The sequence below is a fragment of the Miniphocaeibacter sp. genome (assembly GCF_049276255.1).
Taxonomy (GTDB): Bacteria; Bacillota; Clostridia; order Tissierellales; family Peptoniphilaceae; genus Miniphocaeibacter.
On the sequence record NZ_JBASWB010000054.1, the window covers coordinates 139,101 to 155,049 of the forward strand.

The following is a 15,949-nucleotide window of genomic DNA, read 5'->3' on the forward strand; positions in this document are numbered from 1 at the left end:
ACTTTTTATTTTATATCTTCTTCCCTATATATATTTTCAAATTCTATTTTGTTTTCCCTAGATAAATTTTTAATTATTTCAACATCTTCCGAATTTACATAGGCACAATTACCACAGGAAGAACTAATTTTTCTTGGTACAGGTCTTAATTGTACCTCTATCTTATTTTTTTTAAGTAATTTTTCAAACTTTAATACTTGACTTATAGTATGAAAAGTAAATATACTTTTTTCCATCATTATTTTTTACCTTTTATAGAAAATTCACCCTTATTTTCTTCAATTTCCACCTTGAACTTCTTTCCCTTTAAAAATCTAGTAACATTTTCCTTAGCTATATTTGTGTCTACCTTTACTTCTATTTCATCTGTATTTCCCTTTACTGCATTCATAGTTAATATAACCGGTTCTGGACAGGAAAGTCCTCTTGCATCTACTTCTATTTTTGCCATATTATCCCTCCTTGTTGGAAAAATTAGTCATAGTATAAGCTATAATTATCGTTAATACTAAACAGATTAGTACTGCAATTTTACCATTAGCTGTTGCTCCTTCAGCACTGGATGCCAATCCAAAATTATGAGCAATAGCAGAGCCTAAAATAATACCAAATATTGTTACTGTAGCATCTCCATCACCTTCTGATGAAAGTACAGTTTGCCTAATTGGACAACCACCAAGTAGGACTGCTATTAAGCCTACTAAAGTCATTCCTAAAAAGTTCCATAAGGTATTATTATGAGCTACTGGTTGATTTTCAAATCCAATATTTAAATGACCTTTTGTTAATATTAAACTTCCTAATAAAGCTGCTACAAAAATTCCTATTATTCCCCAAAGAAAATGCATATCCTTTATTAAAAATACATCTCTAAAAGCTCCACCTGTACAAATTCTTGTTCTTTGTAATATTACTCCTACTATTAAACCACCAATTAAGGAATATATTATTTTTGCATGCATTGAGCCTGGGCCTTCTTTTGAGAAAAATATAAATGCAGGTTTAATCAATAAGAAAATTAACAATATTACGCCTAAAGCCGGAATAATCATTCCTACAAGCTTAGATTCCTTTACTGATTTACCAAGGCTATATCCTCTTTTTAAGAAAAATATTCCTATTAAAACTCCAAAAATAAATCCTAAAAGTCCAATAACTGCATTTAAATCACCAGCTGCAATTCTAAATATCATTCTTAAAGGACATCCTAAGAATACCAAGGCACCTATGGACATAAATACACCTAGTACAAATCTTATAGCAGGATTTGAACCACCTCTGCCTTTAAAATCCTTTGATATTATTGATGAAATAAATGCCCCACCTATTATTCCAATTATTTCCGGTCTTATATATTGAACAACTTCTGCCCTATGTAAGCCTAAAGCCCCTGCTATATCCCTCCAAAAACAAGCTATACATATTCCCATATTATCCGGATTACCAAGATACATTAATAGAATTCCAATAATACCAATAATAAAACCACCTATAAAAATCTTAATATTTTCTTTTCTCATACCTTCCTCCTTTTATTGTATATTTAAATAAATTATAACATATTTTAATAATTCTTTTTAAATATTATACAATTAACAGCTTAATTTATAATAGCTGTGTTTTAAAAAAACTTTATTTGTGTTATAATTTTATACAAATAAAAATTTATGTGAAAGCATTAATCTATTGCTTTAAGAAAGGTAATTAAAATGAATTTTTTTAAAAAAAGAATATTTGAAGCAAAATATATATTAAAAAATGACCCTGCCTGTAAAAGTCTTTTTGAAGCTATGTTTTTATATCCTTCCCTAAGGGCAATTATGTCCCATCGTTGGGCTAAATTTTTCTATAATAAAGGACATACAACATTAGCTAGATGGATTTCTCAACGTTCAAGACATAAAACCGGTATAGAAATACATCCTGGTGCTACAATTGGCGACAATGTCTTTATAGACCATGGAACAGGTGTTGTTATTGGTGAAACTGCCATTGTTGGAGACAGAGTTACCATATACCACGGAGTTACTTTAGGTGGTACAGGAAAGGTTAAAAATAGAAAAAGGCATCCTACAGTAGAAAATGATGTTTTAATAGGAACTGGAGCAACTATTTTAGGTGATGTAACAATAGGTAGCCATAGTAAAATAGGTGCAGGTGCCTTGGTCTTACAAGATATTCCTGCTAATAGCACTGCTGTTGGCATGCCTGTTAGAATTATTCCTCATGGACCAGACTATGTTTTTTAAGAAGATTAAAAAATCCTAGGTTAAGATAACCTAGGATTTTTTGTAAATATTTTTTTGTAAATTGGATAAAGTACATACTTAGATAATAAATATCCTACTGTGTAGCCTATAAAATTCAATATTACATCATCAATATCGACCACTCTATAATTATATCCTATAAAGAAACCTATTAGTCCTTGAATAAACTCTATATCTATAGCGATTATTAAACCAAATACCAAATCCCTTTTTAAACTATTTTTTTTATTAAATAGAAATGGTAAATATATTCCTAAGGGAAGTAGTAATATTAGATTTCCTCCTATTTGTAATTTTATATTATACCAGGTTCCGGTTTTTAAAATTTCAAATATGCTTTTAAATGGAATAAAATTACTAATATTTTCTAAATTTTCTACTCTTAATATTTCCAAAAGTTCTTTTTGAAATGGAATAGGGAAAAACACTATTTTTATTACTACTAAAACATATATAATAAAAGTTGTTTTTATTAAAAAATCAGAAATTTTTCCTTTGTTTTTTATTAATACTATAATGTTTTTTAAAAATAAAATAACAAAAACAATAATTCCAAAAAATGTAAAATCTAACATATTCAATATTTCCTTACCTAATATTATTAAATAGAGCCTATACTCCTATGATTGTAACATATTTAAATTAAATTTATTTTTTAATATTATTACTATATATTAGATTTCATCCATGATTTTTAGTGTATCCTCTATTCTACCTTCATTTGTTTCTGACCCCATAACAACACATATATATTCCTTATTATTTTTTTCAGCTATAGTTGCCCAACAAAAACCAGCATTTTCCGTTGTTCCTGATTTTCCACCAATAATTTTAAAATCTTTTTGTTCATAATCCGAAAGAGCTGTTAATACAGTACTTTTTATTTCTATTCCTTCTGGATGGTCTAATGTAGAGGTTGAAATATATTCTTCCTTAGTAAATATTTCCCTAAATTCACTATTTTTTAATGAATTTTTTATTAATTCTGAAATATCCTTAGCCGTAGAATAATTATTTTCTTCATCTAATCCTTCTGGATTTGTAAAGTTTGTATTATTTAAGCCTATTTCCTTAGACTTTTCATTCATTAATTTTACGAACTCTTCAGTGGTTTTTGAAATATTAATAGCCAATGAATTTGCACATTCTCCACCAGAAGCCAACATTGTTCCATATAATAAATCCCTATATGTAGTTTGTTCCTTTCCATAAAAACCTGCCATTGAAGAATTTACCGCCACCATTTCTTGATAACTTGCCTTATCTACTGGAGCAAGGGCCGATAAATCATCTATATTTTCTAAAGATGCTATTACAGTCATTATTTTTGTAAGAGAAGCTGGAGCTACTTTTTCCTCCCCATTTATATTTAATACTTCCTTTTCATCTGTAATATTATAAACATAAATATTTTTACTTTCAAAGGTTAAATCCTTAAACTTATTATTTTTAAATATTCCAAAATAAACTAAAATCAATGCTGTTATTACTATTAAAAAAATTCCAATAATGAGTAATATTTTTCTGTTTTTTTTCATTAAATATTATCTCCTTTACTTTCACTTAGCCTAAATAAAATATTTTTCTTATTTTCATAATAGCACATTTATTTTATAAAATACCCTTTTATTCTAATTGTAGATTTTTCTTAACTAATTGTATATTTTTTAAAAACAAAAAAAGGAGCCTTGGCTCCTTAATTCCCCTTAATTTTTAACCTTTAGGTGGTTCGTTTATATCTCCAATTTCTTCCGGTCCTCTAATTTGTTCTTTATTTATTACTTCTAGTAATTTATCTGGTAATTTGTTTTTTCCACCTACAACTATTAATCTTGTAATATTACCATTTTTTATATATTTAACAATGTCTGAATCTATGGCTTTTGAATTAGTTAATAGTATTGGTCCATCTACATATTTTGATAATGTAGATGCTGATAATGCATCTGGAAAATCTTCCCCACTTGTAACTACAACGGTTTTTACATTACTAAATCCCTTTTTGGCTATATCTAAAGATGTTTTATATCTATCTGAACCTGAATAGGTTGCATAATTTACATTATTAGGAATTAGTTTTGGTGAAACTGAAGAAGTTCCTCCAACTATTATGGCCCTTCCTATATTATATTTATTTATAAAATTCTTATTATTAGTACTAAGGGTTTTATTATCTGTTAAAAGCAGTGGAATTTTTGTATTTGCTAAATAACCACCAACTGCAAGAGCATCTGCAAATTCATTTTCATTAGCTAGGGCAAAATATCTAGTATTTGATGTATAGTCTGTTAATGTTCTAATGAAATTTGCAACATTTGTTGCAGTTTCTGTTCTATCACTACCATCTATTCTTTTTATATTGTAGCCACTTAATGAACTTTCAACCTTTTTAGATACAGAGTTAGTTCCACCTACAATATATATATTTTTTACGCCAAGTCTATTTATTTCATTTTTTACTGATGTTGGTACTGAATCCTTCTCTGTTAGTAGTACTGGTCCATTTAAAACAGATGCTAATACTCCACCTGTTAAACCGTCTGGATGTTTTCTACCACTTACAAGTACTGCATTTTCAGATTTTTTATAGGATACATTACTTACTTCTACAGATGTTTCAAATCTATCGCCACCGGAAATCCTATAGATATATACTTCAGAGTCTGCCTTTGTATCTTTAGGAATTAAACCTATGCACATGGTAAATATTAAAATAAAACTTAAAATTTTCTTTTTCATAAAATCTCCTTGAATATGAAGAAATTAACTATTGGTTTCTTCAAGTTCTTTTCTAAATTTTTCTATTATTTTCTTTTCCATTCTTGAAACGGTCATTTGGCTAATTTTTAGTTCTTTTGCTATGGAAACTTGAGTTTTCTTTTCAAAATACCTGTCTATTAATATTTTTCTTTCAACCTCATTTAATTTTTCCATAGTTTTTTCTATAAAATCCTTAAGCTCTATTTTTGCAAAATCATCATCTTCTTCTCCAATTAAATCTTGAAGATTTACATCCTTATCGTCATTTTGTGAATCAAAGGAAATATCTAAAGACTGAGGAGCATAAACTCTACTTCCCTCCATAGCCTCTATTACTTCCTCCTCTGTTATTTCTAAATATTCTGCAATATCCTTTATTGTTGGAGAACGTTGAAGATTTTGACTTAGTGTAGTTTTAGCATTGTTAACTTTTTTAGATAATTCTTGAATTCTTCTAGGAACTCTAATTACCCAACCCTTATCTCTAAAATATTTTTTTATTTCACCTACTATAGTAGGTGTGGCATAACTAGAAAATTCAAATCCCTTACTAATATCGTATCTTTCTATTGCAAGGATTAAACCAATACTTGCTACTTGTAATAGATCATCGTATTCTATTCCTTTATTTACATATTTCTTTGCCAATATTTCAGCTATATATAAGTTTTTTTCAATTAATATATCTCTAGTTTCCTTATCCCTAGTTTCACTATATACTTTAAACAGATCTTTTATTTCTTGTTGTTCTGTTTGTCTAACATTATTGCTCATATAACTAACCCTTAAGTTTTTTTGACAGATGTATTTTATTTTCTCCAAATACAACTTTATCCATTAAAGTTTCGAGTATCATTTTTGCAAATTTATCTGAACTTTCATTTATTTCTTTTTTGTATAAATTTTCATTAATTACATCTATTTGTATTTCGTCATTAGTTATTAAAAATTCAATTTCAGTTTTTTTTGAAATATTTAATTGATAGTTTACAGCTTCACTTACTGAAACTGTAATATCTTCAATTTCCTCAATATTAAAATCTATTCTACTTGCTATAAATGAGGTATTTAATCTTACTAAAGATATATTTTCAGAAATATTATCAATTATTAATTTATAAGTTTTATCCATTTATTACTCCACTATGTTAAAAACTTTATCTAATTCTGTTATTTCGAATATTTTTTTAACATTTGATTTTATATTCTTTATAGTTATACTCTTCTCTTCTTCTTTTATTTTATTGTAAATACTTATTAAACTACCTAAACCAGTTGAGTCTATAAAATCTAATCCAGTAGCATCAAAAATTATATCTTTAGGAGTGTCTAAACTTTTAATAACTTCATTTTTAAAATCATCACTAGCATATGCGTCTAAATCACCATTTAGATCTATTACTAATTTGTCTACATTGTTTGATATATTATAGTTTAATCCCATACTATCCTCCTGTTTAATTAATCTTCAATATCTTCAATATACTTTGTTACTGCTACTATTTTATCATCTTCACTTTGAACGTCTCTTATTTTTACGCCCATTGTATCCCTACCTTTTGTAGAAACTTGTCTTACAGATAGTCTAATTATATCACCTTTTGCTGACATTAATATAATTTCATCTTCTAGGTTTACTAATCTAGCAGAAATTAAGTCTCCTGTACGTTTAGAAATCTTATAGGTTTTTACTCCCTTTCCACCTCTATTTTGTACCTTATACTTGTCTATATTGGTCTTTTTACCATAACCATTTTCTGATACTACCAATAAATATCTATTGTCATCAATAATATCCATGGCAACTACATAGTCATCATCATTTAATCTAATTCCCATTACTCCTTGGGCTGTTCTTCCTATTGGTCTAATATTATCTACCTTAAATCTTATTGATAATCCTTTTTTTGTAACCATCATGGCTTGAGCTTCTTTTAATACGGATCTTACAGCTATTAGCTCATCGTCCTCTTTTAAGGTTAAGGCTATTAAGCCAGATTTTCTTAAGTTTTTAAATAGATCCAATCTTACTTTTTTAACTAAACCGTATTTTGTAGCCATAAATAAATATGATTTACTATCAAAAGATTCAAAAGGTATTGCTGCTTGTACTTTTTCATCTCTTGAAATTTGAAGTAGATTAATTATTGCTTGACCTCTTGCCTGTCTTTTTCCCTCTGGTATTTCATAGGCTCTTAGACTGTAAACTCTACCCTTGTTGGTAAAGAATAAAATAGTACTATGGGTTGAAGTTATAAATAGTGTATCAACAAAGTCCTCATCTTTTAAATTAAGACCTATAACACCCTTTCCACCTCTATTTTGTACCTTATAGGAGTCTGCAGGTATTCTTTTTACATAACCATGTTTAGTTAAGGTAATTAATACATCTTCTTCTTCTATTAACTCTTCTAAATTAATTTCATTATAAGCAGGTTTGATTTTAGTTCTTCTTTTATCACCAAATTTATCTTTAATTTCATTTAATTCTGTTTTTATTATATTTAATAGAAGATCTTCATTTGCTAAAATCTCTTTTAATCTAGCTATTTCTTTAATTAATTCATTATATTCATCCTGTAGTTTTTCTCTTTCAAGTCCTTGTAACCTTCTAAGTCTCATATCTAAAATAGCTTGGGCTTGAATTTCAGAAAACTCAAATCTATCCATAAGTTTTTCTAAGGCGTCTGAATAAGATGTTCTTATTATATGAATTATTTCATCAATATTGTCTATGGCTTTTAATAGACCTTCAACAATATGAGCCCTTGCTTCAGCCTTGTCTAAATCAAATTGAGTTCTTCTAGTTACAACTTCTTCTTGATGTTCAACATAATAGGATATTAATTCCTTTAAGTTTAATACCTTTGGAACACCTTTAACTAGTGCTAGGTTTATAATACCAAAGGTTACCTGCATCTGCGTATATTTATATAGATTATTTAAAACTATTTGAGCATTTGCATCTCTTTTTAATTCTATAACAATTCTAAGGCCTTTTCTACCTGACTCATCTCTTAAGTCAGATATTCCTTCAATTCTTTTATCCTTAACTAATTCCGCTATTTTTATTATTAAATTGGACTTATTAACTTGATAAGGAATTTCTGTAACTATTATTCTTTCTCTGTTCTTATGTTCTTCTATGTCTGCAACAGCTCTTAATATTACTTTTCCCCTGCCGGTAGTATAGGCATTTTTTATACCTTCTTTTCCCATTATATGGGCACCTGTTGGGAAGTCCGGTCCTTTTATAATTTGAGATAATTCTTCAATACTTATATCCCTATTATCTATATATTCATTTATTCCATCTATAACCTCATTTAGGTTATGTGGTGCCATATTTGTAGCCATACCAACAGCAATACCTGATGAGCCATTTACAAGTAAATTTGGAAATCTTGAAGGAAGTACAACAGGTTCTTTTTCCCTACCATCATAGTTAGGTTCAAAATCTACAGTATTTTTATTAATATCCCTTAACATTTCCAAACATAGTTTAGCCATTCTAAGTTCTGTATACCTAGGAGCAGCTGCACCATCACCATCTATTGAACCGAAGTTACCTTGTCCTTGTACCAGTGGATATCTCATATTAAAGTCTTGAGCAAGTCTAACAACAGCATCATAAATAGCTGAATCACCATGAGGGTGGAATTTACCCATTACATCCCCTACTAGTCTTGCTGACTTACTAAACCCTCTGTCTGGGAATAAGCCTTGTTCCTGCATACCATAAATAATTCTTCTATGAACAGGTTTTAAACCATCTCTTACATCTGGTAAGGCACGAGATACTATAACGCTCATGGAATAATCTAGATATGAGTCTTTCATTTCTTTCTTGATATCCGCATCAAGTATATTACTGTGTTCTAAAATTTCATCTGACATATCCAAACCTCCTAAGCATCAATATTCTTTGCATAAATTGCATTTTCTTCTATAAATTCACGTCTCGGTTCTACCTTATCACCCATTAAAATATTAAAGGTTTCATCTATTTCAACCATTTCATCCTGATCTAAGGTAACTTTTAATAGAACCCTATTATCTGGGTCCATGGTAGTTGCCCATAATTGTTCTGCATTCATCTCTCCAAGACCCTTGTATCGTTGGACTTTTAAATTGCTACCTCTTCCTAATTCATCTAAGGATTTTTCAAGTTCTATATCATCATAGCAATACCTAACTACCTTAGTTCCTTTTAATATTCCATATAATGGAGGTTGAGCAATATAGATATGCCCCTTTTCAATTAATTCCCTCATATATCTAAAGAAAAATGTTAATAATAAGGTCCTAATATGGGCACCGTCAACGTCAGCATCGGTCATTATTATAATTTTTCCATATCTTAAATTATCTATATTAAATTCAGAACCAATTCCAGTTCCAAAAGCCGTTATCATATTTTTTATTTCATCAGAACTTAAAGCCCTGTCCAATCTTGCTTTTTCAACATTTAGAATCTTACCTCTAAGAGGAAGTATAGCTTGGAAATTACTATCTCTACCACCTTTAGCAGAACCGCCGGCTGAATCCCCTTCGACTATGAATATTTCGTTAATTCCTATATCTGTTTCTATACAATCAGCTAATTTACCAGGTAAGGGAGTATTATCTAAAATAGATCTTTTTCTTGTTAAATCCCTTGCTTTTCTTGCAGCCTCTCTAGCCCTTGCTGAACTTTGAGCCTTTTCAATAATTATTTTAGCTACTTTTGGATTTTCTTCTAGGAATGTAGAAAATCCTTCACCTAAAGCAGATTCAACAACTCCTCTACTTTCACTATTACCTAATTTAGCCTTTGTTTGTCCCTCAAATTGAGGTTCTGATAATTTTATAGATATAATTGCCGTTAGTCCTTCTCTAGCATCTTCACCTTGTAAATTATCGTCTTTTTCTTTAATTAAATTATATTTTCTACCATAATCATTAATAGTTCTCGTTAAAGCAGTTCTAAAACCAACTAAATGTGTACCACCTTCTGAAGTGTGAATATTATTAGCAAAGGAAAGTACATTTTCTGAATAACTATCGGTATATTGTAAGGCAATTTCTACGTAACTTCCTTCTCTTTCCCCATCTATATAAATTACATCGGAATGTAATGGATTTTTATTTCTATTTAAATACTCTACAAAGGATTTAATACCACCTTCATAGTGGAATTCCACCTTTGTACCATCTCTTTTATCTTCTAAAGTAAGTTTTATACCCTTATTTAAAAAGGCCATCTCTCTAAATCTTGTAAGTAAAATATCTTTTTCAAAATCTAAGGTTTCAAATATTTCAAAATCCGGTTTAAATTTTATTTCTGTACCAGTATCTGAAACTTTTTTTCCCTTTTGTAATTCAGTTACTACATTTCCTCTAGAAAATTCTTGAGTAAATTCATAACCATCTCTATGAACCGTTGCTATTAACCATTCTGAAAGAGCATTTACAACTGAAACCCCTACACCGTGTAAACCTCCTGACACCTTATAGGCGTCATTGTTAAATTTACCACCGGCATGAAGAATTGTTAAAACTGTCTCCAAGGTAGATTTTCCAGTTTGTGGATGTTTTTCTACTGGTATTCCCGAACCATTATCTCTAACAGAAATTGAGCCGTCTTCATAAATTATTACTTCTATTGTATCTGCTACTCCTGCCAATGCCTCATCTATACTGTTATCTACAACTTCATACACTAAATGGTGTAGTCCTTTACTACTTGTAGATCCAATATACATACCTGGCCTTAACCTTACTGGTTCTAAGCCTTCAAGTACCTTTATATCACTGGCAGAATAATGTCTTTTTTGACTCATCTATTCATTCCCTTTCTTAGTAATTATCCTTTATTCTTATTTTTTCATCTTCTAAAATAAAGGATCTGTAACTTTTATTTTCCATTATATTTTTAAAATCAAAATTAGTTGAAGTAATAATCGATTGGTAGTCTTCAACAACCTTGAGTAAATATTTTATTCTTGAATAATCTAACTCTGAAAATACGTCGTCTAATAAAATAACTGGCTTAATATTTTTTAGTTTTTTATATAGTTCTATTTGAGCTATTTTTAGACTTAGTATAATTGTTCTTTGTTGGCCCTGAGAAGCATAGGTTTTACTATTTTTACTATCTATTTCTATTAAAATATCATCTCTATGACAGCCTACTGTAGTAAATCCTATTTCCATATCCTTATCGATTTTTTCCATAGTTTCAATATAAAGAGTTTCTTCTAAATTTTTAAGACCATCCTTTAAGTATATCTCATCGTATTTAATATTTAAACACTCTTTATTATTTGTAATATCATTATGAATTCTATTACTTATTTTATTAAGATATAAAATATATTTATTTCTCATTTTTATAATTATAGAGCCTTCTGCCACTAATTGTTTTGTAACAGCTTTAATTTGCTCCATAAAATATCTTTTATTTTTTCCATATTTTAATAGATAATTTCTTTGATTTAAAATATTATTATATTTAATAATTAAATTATTATAGGAAGGGATTAAATCTGTAATTATCTCATCAATAAAATTTCTTCTATATGCTTTACTATCTTTAATAATTTTTAAATCTTCCGGTGTAAAGGTAACTATGTCAAAAAAAGTTCGAAGTTCTTTCATAGTATCAATTAAATTTTCATTTATTCTAATTTGCTTCTTTTTTTCCCTTGAAAGTTTTACTTCTATTTTTTCCTCAACACCATTAGACTCTATATCTGTTCTAATATAGGCATGTTCTTTATTAAATTTTATTAAATCGGATTCCTTTGAAGATCTGAAACTTTTACCTTTTGCACTAAAATAAATAGCTTCTAAAATATTAGTTTTCCCTTCAGCATTGTTTCCAATTATTATATTTGTTTTGTCTGAAAACTGTATATTTAAGTTATTAAAATTTCTAAAGTTTAAAAGATAACAATTTCTAATTATCAATTTAATCTCCTAATCAATAAGGAATTGTTCACCATTGTACTCTACAATGTCTCCTTTTCTAAGTTTTTTTCCCCTTCTTGTTTCTATTTCTCCATTTACTTTAACCTCTTCATTTTGAATTAACTCCTTTGCTAATCCACCTGAAGAAACAAGATTTGCTAATTTCAATAATTGTTCTAATTTTATAAATTCAGTAGTTATTTCTATTTTTTTCATTAATCTCTTCCTAATCTTACAGGTAAAACTAAATAAGTATAATCTTTTTCTTCATCAATAGGATGTATTATACATGGATTTAAAGAACCTGTTAATAATAATTCACAATTTTCACTTTCTATAACCTTAAGACCATCTAGTAAATATTTTGCATTAAAGGCTATGTCTATATCTTCGCCTTCTTTTAGGCATACTATATTTTCATTGACATTTCCATATTCTGAATTGGAACTAATGTTAAGATTACTGTCATTTATACTAATTTTTACTAAATTAGCCTTTTCTTCCCTAGCTAGTAGAGAGGCTCTTTCTAATGAATCCTGAAAATCTCTTTTATTTATTTCTACTCTACAATTATAATCATCTGAAATAATATCCTTATAATTTATAAATTTTCCATCTAATAGTCTTGAGTATACTAAAGTATTGCCTAAATCGAATATTACATTATTTTGAATAAAGTTAATATTTATTACTTCATCCTCTTCAAGTATTTTTTGCAATTCAACTAAAGCCCTTGAAGGAATTATTTCCTTAACATCTTCATCGTTTTTCATTTTAAATCTACTTAAGGCTATTCTAAAACCATCTAAGGCTACAAAATTAACTTCATCTTTAGAAAGTTCTACTAGTACACCTGTTAAAGCAGGTCTAGTTTCATCTAAAGAAGCAGCAAAAACAGTTTCTTTTATAGCATTTTTTACAATACTAGTATCCATATTAATGGAAATATCATTGTTCTTTTGTGGTAAAGGAGGATAATCAGAATAATCTTGACCTATTAAATTAAATTCTGAATTCATACATACTATTTGTATATTATCTCCAACAACATTAAATTTAATTGGTGCATCTGGTAATTTTCTAACTATATTACCTATCATAGAAGAATTTATAACTATTTTTCCTTCTTTTTCCACTAAACATTCAATTTTAGTTTCTATACTTAATTCTAAATCTGTTGATGTTAATATTAAATAATTATCTTTTGCTTCAAATAATATTCCTTCAAGTATTTGAATAGTAGTTCTAGAAGAAATAGCTTTTTGAGCAATATTAATATGTTTTAATAAATCTTTTTGATTTATTTCAAATTTCATAGTCTCCTCCGTGTATTAAAAACTATAATAAAATATAGTAGTAGTATTAGTAGTATATGTTCATAATGTGGATAAGTCTAATAAACAGCTAGAATACGATAAAATTCAGTCCGATAAATCTGTGGATAATAGGACAGAAAATATTGAGTTATCAACACTATCAACAAAAAAAATAAATTTTTTAATAAATTTTACTTATCCACAACTTATCCACAAGGTTGTTAACAATAAAATGTGGATTATTCATTTTTAATTAAATCTATAAGATCATTAATTTCCTCTTTAAACTTTTCATCTTTGGAAATATCCTTAGAAATTTTTTCAACACCGTGCATAATAGTTGTATGATCACGTTTAAAGGAATTAGCAATAGCTATTAAAGAAGAATCCGTAAGATTTCTACATAAATACATTGCAATTTGCCTAGGATAGGCAATTTGTTTAGATCTGTTTTTAGATGATAAATCAGAAACCGTTATATGGTATTGATCTGCTACAATTTCCTGTATTAAATCGAGAGTAATTGGTCTTTTTTCATTTTCAGCAATTACTTTTCTAAGAGCTATTTTTGCTCTTTCCAAATCTATATTAGGTTCATTAAGTAGCTTAGAATGAGCTATAACAGTCATTAAAGCACCTTCCAGCTCCCTAATATTGGATTTTACATTCATAGCTATGTATTCTAGAATATCCCTTGAAATATTGGCATTTTCCATATTTAGCTTGGCTTGTAAAATAGCTACTCTAGTTTCGTAATCAGGTAATTGAATATCTGCCATTAAGCCCCATTCAAATCTAGAAATAAGTCTTTCTTCTAAATACTTAATTTCCTTTGGTGGTTTATCGGAAGATATTATAATCTGTTTATTTTGAGCATATAAATCGTTAAAGGTATGGAAAAATTCCTCTTGAGTACCGGCTTTTCCAGCAATAAACTGTATATCGTCTATAAGTAGTACATCAATATTTCGGTATTTGTTTCTAAAGGCTGAGTTTTTCTTATTACTTCTATCACCTATAGATGAGATTAATTCATTAACAAATTTTTCGCTACTTATATATACAACCTTAGCTTCAGGATTATGGTCTATAATTTCATGGGCACAAGCCTGCATTAAATGGGTTTTTCCTAGTCCTGGTCCTCCATATATAAAAAGAGGATTATAGGCACTGGCAGGATTTTTAGCTACAGCTAAGGCAGCGGATAATGCAAATTCATTGGACTTACCCTTAACAAATGTGTCAAAGGTGTATTTTGGATTTAACATCTGTTCCATTTTTATTTTTTCTACATCAATAGGTTTTTTGCTACCATTATTTTCATTTACATCGGTAAAATACTGTTGCCCTCCAGGTTTTGTTTTTACCTGATACTGTTTGTAAGTATTATCTGTTGGCAATATAATTTTTATAGATGCATCCTTCTTTAATATAATACTTAGAATACCTATCATATCGTCTAAGTATTTAGATTCAATCATTTTTTTAGTAAAGCCATTTGGCGCTGAAATAATTAGTTCAGAAGAAATTAATTTTATAGGCTCTAAAGGTTCTATCCAAGTGTTAAATGCAACATCGGACATATTTACCTCTAGACCTGCTAAAAATTCAGTCCAAATTAAATTTAGGTCCATAAAAATAACCTCCAAGTTATCAACAAAGTAATCCACAATTTGTTAACTCTCTACAAGCTGTAAATTACATAATAAATAAAATTATCCACAAAACACTACACTTATCCACAATTTAAGTAAAGTTTATGATTTTTGCTTAAAAAAATAGAGAATTGAAGCATTTTTATAATGACTATTCTCTAAATAGTATACTTATCCACAATTTATCCACAAAATGTGGAACGATATGTTTATATTTTGTGTTTGAAAATTCTTAATATAGATATTATAACAAATATTGATGATTTATACAAATTAAAAACCGGTAAAAATGTTTATTTTTCAAGCTTTATAGCAAGTTGAATTAATAAAAAATACGATGGAATTATGAAAAAAAGTAAATATAGGATAAATCTATTATAATTTTCTTAAATAATATTAAAATTACAATATTTCTTGACAGTTAGCTCTTCCATTTATATAATTTAAACTAGTGTTTTGTATTTTAAATAATGTCTCAAGGAGGTGCTATTAAGAAATGAAAAGAACTTATCAACCAAATAGAAGAAGAAGAAGTAAAGATCACGGTTTTAGAAAAAGAATGTCAACAAAAGCAGGTAGAGCTGTATTAAAGAGAAGAAGAAAAAGAGGTAGAAAAGTAATTTCAGCATAGGCCATTAAAAATGGCCTTTTAAATTTTACATTTATGGAAAAAAATAAAAGATTAAGAAGTAATAGGGATTTTAGAATTATATACAGACATGGTAAAGGATATTTTAATAAGAACTTTACCTTCGTTGTAAAAAAAAATAAAAAACAAGGATCTCGTGTTGGTTTCTCTATTACAAAAAAATATGGAAATGCCGTAGAAAGAAACAAATTAAAAAGAAGACTAAAGGAAATATTTAGACATAATTTTGATTTAATTGAGAATGGCTACGATATAGTAGTAATTCCAAGACAAAACACTAAAAAATTATCTTATGATGAATTAGAAAAGTCTGTAAAACATTTACTTAAAATTGTTTTTAAAAGGTGA

Annotated in this window: 18 protein-coding genes; 3 read left to right on the plus strand and 15 right to left on the minus strand. The window is 28.2% G+C overall.

Annotation, left to right across the window (positions count from 1 at the left end; translation table 11 throughout):
* Window positions 1–5: 5 nt before the first annotated feature.
* Genes WAO56_RS06505 through yedE form a run of 3 tightly spaced genes read right to left on the minus strand, consistent with a single transcriptional unit; the run spans window position 6 to window position 1,520 of the window.
* On the minus strand, window positions 6–236 hold the full coding sequence (locus tag WAO56_RS06505) for a DUF3343 domain-containing protein (protein ID WP_422146300.1): 231 nt from the start codon (window positions 234–236) through the stop codon (window positions 6–8).
* 2 nt (window positions 237–238) lie between these two features.
* Window positions 239–451, minus strand: a complete 213-nt coding sequence (locus WAO56_RS06510) for a sulfurtransferase TusA family protein (RefSeq protein WP_422143249.1) — start codon at window positions 449–451, stop codon at window positions 239–241.
* A 1-nt stretch (window position 452) separates the two neighbouring features.
* Entirely contained in the window at window positions 453–1,520 is a 1,068-nt protein-coding gene (yedE, locus tag WAO56_RS06515; protein ID WP_422143248.1) for a YedE family putative selenium transporter, read from the minus strand.
* Between the two features lie 189 nt (window positions 1,521–1,709).
* Between yedE and epsC the strand changes: the two genes are divergently transcribed.
* Window positions 1,710–2,249, plus strand: coding sequence for a serine O-acetyltransferase EpsC (gene epsC, locus WAO56_RS06520; RefSeq protein ID WP_422143247.1), 540 nt, complete (start codon window positions 1,710–1,712; stop codon window positions 2,247–2,249).
* A gap of 20 nt (window positions 2,250–2,269) precedes the next feature.
* Here the strand turns inward: epsC and WAO56_RS06525 are convergent, their stop codons facing one another.
* From WAO56_RS06525 to dnaA, 12 genes are all read right to left on the minus strand, one after another.
* Window positions 2,270–2,845, minus strand: coding sequence for a VanZ family protein (locus tag WAO56_RS06525; protein WP_422143246.1), 576 nt, complete (start codon window positions 2,843–2,845; stop codon window positions 2,270–2,272).
* 99 nt (window positions 2,846–2,944) lie between these two features.
* Window positions 2,945–3,808, minus strand: coding sequence for a D-alanyl-D-alanine carboxypeptidase family protein (locus WAO56_RS06530; RefSeq protein WP_422143245.1), 864 nt, complete (start codon window positions 3,806–3,808; stop codon window positions 2,945–2,947).
* Between the two features lie 175 nt (window positions 3,809–3,983).
* Entirely contained in the window at window positions 3,984–5,009 is a 1,026-nt protein-coding gene (locus tag WAO56_RS06535; protein ID WP_422143244.1) for a cell wall-binding repeat-containing protein, read from the minus strand.
* A 24-nt stretch (window positions 5,010–5,033) separates the two neighbouring features.
* Window positions 5,034–5,804: a SigB/SigF/SigG family RNA polymerase sigma factor gene (locus WAO56_RS06540; protein ID WP_422143243.1), complete on the minus strand. Its 771-nt coding sequence runs from the start codon at window positions 5,802–5,804 to the stop codon at window positions 5,034–5,036.
* Window positions 5,805–5,808: 4 nt separating this feature from the next.
* The gene (locus WAO56_RS06545) at window positions 5,809–6,162 is read right to left on the minus strand and encodes an anti-sigma factor (protein WP_422143242.1); all 354 of its coding nucleotides are present in this window, start codon (window positions 6,160–6,162) and stop codon (window positions 5,809–5,811) included.
* Between the two features lie 3 nt (window positions 6,163–6,165).
* Window positions 6,166–6,474 (minus strand): STAS domain-containing protein, encoded by a 309-nt coding sequence (locus WAO56_RS06550; protein ID WP_422143241.1) that lies wholly within the window; start codon window positions 6,472–6,474, stop codon window positions 6,166–6,168.
* 17 nt (window positions 6,475–6,491) lie between these two features.
* Complete coding sequence (gene gyrA / locus WAO56_RS06555; RefSeq protein ID WP_422143240.1) at window positions 6,492–8,927, minus strand: DNA gyrase subunit A; 2,436 nt, start codon at window positions 8,925–8,927, stop codon at window positions 6,492–6,494.
* An 11-nt stretch (window positions 8,928–8,938) separates the two neighbouring features.
* On the minus strand, window positions 8,939–10,852 hold the full coding sequence (gene gyrB / locus WAO56_RS06560; protein ID WP_422143239.1) for a DNA topoisomerase (ATP-hydrolyzing) subunit B: 1,914 nt from the start codon (window positions 10,850–10,852) through the stop codon (window positions 8,939–8,941).
* A gap of 16 nt (window positions 10,853–10,868) precedes the next feature.
* Window positions 10,869–11,981: a DNA replication/repair protein RecF gene (gene recF / locus WAO56_RS06565; protein WP_422143238.1), complete on the minus strand. Its 1,113-nt coding sequence runs from the start codon at window positions 11,979–11,981 to the stop codon at window positions 10,869–10,871.
* Between the two features lie 9 nt (window positions 11,982–11,990).
* Complete coding sequence (gene yaaA / locus WAO56_RS06570; RefSeq protein ID WP_422143237.1) at window positions 11,991–12,197, minus strand: S4 domain-containing protein YaaA; 207 nt, start codon at window positions 12,195–12,197, stop codon at window positions 11,991–11,993.
* Window positions 12,197–13,297, minus strand: a complete 1,101-nt coding sequence (gene dnaN, locus WAO56_RS06575) for a DNA polymerase III subunit beta (protein ID WP_422143236.1) — start codon at window positions 13,295–13,297, stop codon at window positions 12,197–12,199. The genes yaaA and dnaN overlap by 1 nt, the downstream gene beginning before the upstream one ends.
* A gap of 239 nt (window positions 13,298–13,536) precedes the next feature.
* Complete coding sequence (gene dnaA / locus WAO56_RS06580) at window positions 13,537–14,931, minus strand: chromosomal replication initiator protein DnaA (protein WP_422143235.1); 1,395 nt, start codon at window positions 14,929–14,931, stop codon at window positions 13,537–13,539.
* Window positions 14,932–15,448: 517 nt separating this feature from the next.
* On the opposite strand from dnaA, the gene rpmH reads away from it, so the two are divergent.
* A complete protein-coding gene (rpmH, locus tag WAO56_RS06585) occupies window positions 15,449–15,583 on the plus strand; it encodes a 50S ribosomal protein L34 (RefSeq protein ID WP_243661972.1) in 135 nt (44 codons plus the stop codon).
* Between the two features lie 33 nt (window positions 15,584–15,616).
* Window positions 15,617–15,949: a ribonuclease P protein component gene (gene rnpA / locus WAO56_RS06590; RefSeq protein ID WP_422143234.1), complete on the plus strand. Its 333-nt coding sequence runs from the start codon at window positions 15,617–15,619 to the stop codon at window positions 15,947–15,949.

Bases quoted from the DNA above. Each gene is read 5' to 3' on its own strand.
- WAO56_RS06505 (WP_422146300.1), bottom strand. From the start codon at position 236: ATGGAAAAAAGTATATTTACTTTTCATACTATAAGTCAAGTATTAAAG.
- WAO56_RS06510 (WP_422143249.1), bottom strand. From the start codon at position 451: ATGGCAAAAATAGAAGTAGATGCAAGAGGACTTTCCTGTCCAGAACCG.
- yedE (WP_422143248.1), bottom strand. From the start codon at position 1,520: ATGAGAAAAGAAAATATTAAGATTTTTATAGGTGGTTTTATTATTGGT.
- epsC (WP_422143247.1), top strand. From the start codon at position 1,710: ATGAATTTTTTTAAAAAAAGAATATTTGAAGCAAAATATATATTAAAA.
- WAO56_RS06525 (WP_422143246.1), bottom strand. From the start codon at position 2,845: ATGTTAGATTTTACATTTTTTGGAATTATTGTTTTTGTTATTTTATTT.
- WAO56_RS06530 (WP_422143245.1), bottom strand. From the start codon at position 3,808: ATGAAAAAAAACAGAAAAATATTACTCATTATTGGAATTTTTTTAATA.
- WAO56_RS06535 (WP_422143244.1), bottom strand. From the start codon at position 5,009: ATGAAAAAGAAAATTTTAAGTTTTATTTTAATATTTACCATGTGCATA.
- WAO56_RS06540 (WP_422143243.1), bottom strand. From the start codon at position 5,804: ATGAGCAATAATGTTAGACAAACAGAACAACAAGAAATAAAAGATCTG.
- WAO56_RS06545 (WP_422143242.1), bottom strand. From the start codon at position 6,162: ATGGATAAAACTTATAAATTAATAATTGATAATATTTCTGAAAATATA.
- WAO56_RS06550 (WP_422143241.1), bottom strand. From the start codon at position 6,474: ATGGGATTAAACTATAATATATCAAACAATGTAGACAAATTAGTAATA.
- gyrA (WP_422143240.1), bottom strand. From the start codon at position 8,927: ATGTCAGATGAAATTTTAGAACACAGTAATATACTTGATGCGGATATC.
- gyrB (WP_422143239.1), bottom strand. From the start codon at position 10,852: ATGAGTCAAAAAAGACATTATTCTGCCAGTGATATAAAGGTACTTGAA.
- yaaA (WP_422143237.1), bottom strand. From the start codon at position 12,197: ATGAAAAAAATAGAAATAACTACTGAATTTATAAAATTAGAACAATTA.
- dnaN (WP_422143236.1), bottom strand. From the start codon at position 13,297: ATGAAATTTGAAATAAATCAAAAAGATTTATTAAAACATATTAATATT.
- dnaA (WP_422143235.1), bottom strand. From the start codon at position 14,931: ATGGACCTAAATTTAATTTGGACTGAATTTTTAGCAGGTCTAGAGGTA.
- rpmH (WP_243661972.1), top strand. From the start codon at position 15,449: ATGAAAAGAACTTATCAACCAAATAGAAGAAGAAGAAGTAAAGATCAC.
- rnpA (WP_422143234.1), top strand. From the start codon at position 15,617: ATGGAAAAAAATAAAAGATTAAGAAGTAATAGGGATTTTAGAATTATA.